1 rRNA gene is annotated in these 1,124 nt (G+C 56.4%); it reads left to right on the top strand.

Annotated elements, in window-relative coordinates:
* Positions 1-1,076 (top strand): 16S ribosomal RNA (locus G538_RS0100025); the annotation flags it as partial.
* Positions 1,077-1,124 lie beyond the last annotated feature (48 nt).

Genomic DNA, 1,124 nt, shown 5'->3' with positions numbered 1-1,124 from the left:
TTGTTGTGGTTGAGGGTACTTGCAGAAGAAGCGCCGGCTAACTACGTGCCAGCAGCCGCGGTAATACGTAGGGCGCAAGCGTTGTCCGGAATTATTGGGCGTAAAGAGCTCGTAGGCGGTTTGTCGCGTCTGCCGTGAAAACCCGATGCTTAACATCGGGCTTGCGGTGGGTACGGGCAGGCTAGAGTGCGGTAGGGGTGACTGGAATTCCTGGTGTAGCGGTGGAATGCGCAGATATCAGGAGGAACACCGATGGCGAAGGCAGGTCACTGGGCCGTTACTGACGCTGAGGAGCGAAAGCATGGGGAGCGAACAGGATTAGATACCCTGGTAGTCCATGCCGTAAACGTTGGGCACTAGGTGTGGGGATTGTTCCACGATTCCTGTACCGTAGCTAACGCATTAAGTGCCCCGCCTGGGGAGTACGGCCGCAAGGCTAAAACTCAAAGGAATTGACGGGGGCCCGCACAAGCGGCGGAGCATGCGGATTAATTCGATGCAACGCGAAGAACCTTACCAAGGCTTGACATACACCGGAACTGCTCAGAGATGGGTAGGTCTTCGGACTGGTGTACAGGTGGTGCATGGTTGTCGTCAGCTCGTGTCGTGAGATGTTGGGTTAAGTCCCGCAACGAGCGCAACCCTTATTCCATGTTGCCAGCACGTTATGGTGGGGACTCATGGGAGACTGCCGGGGTCAACTCGGAGGAAGGTGGGGACGACGTCAAATCATCATGCCCCTTATGTCTTGGGCTTCACGCATGCTACAATGGCCGGTACAAAGGGTTGCGATACCGTGAGGTGGAGCGAATCCCAAAAAGCCGGTCTCAGTTCGGATTGGGGTCTGCAACTCGACCCCATGAAGTCGGAGTCGCTAGTAATCGCAGATCAGCAACGCTGCGGTGAATACGTTCCCGGGCCTTGTACACACCGCCCGTCAAGTCACGAAAGTTGGTAACACCCGAAGCCGATGGCCTAACCACTTGTGGGGGGAGTCGTCGAAGGTGGGACTGGCGATTGGGACTAAGTCGTAACAAGGTAGCCGTACCGGAAGGTGCGGCTGGATCACCTCCTTTCTAAGGAGTAACGCTGATGCTTGATGATGCGCTTCCCGTTGTGGGGGG

This window comes from Jonesia quinghaiensis DSM 15701 (assembly GCF_000423205.1).
Classification (GTDB): domain Bacteria; phylum Actinomycetota; class Actinomycetes; order Actinomycetales; family Cellulomonadaceae; genus Jonesia; species Jonesia quinghaiensis.
Note: the sequence above shows the minus strand (reverse complement) of the source record. Positions and strands in the feature narration are given on the sequence as shown.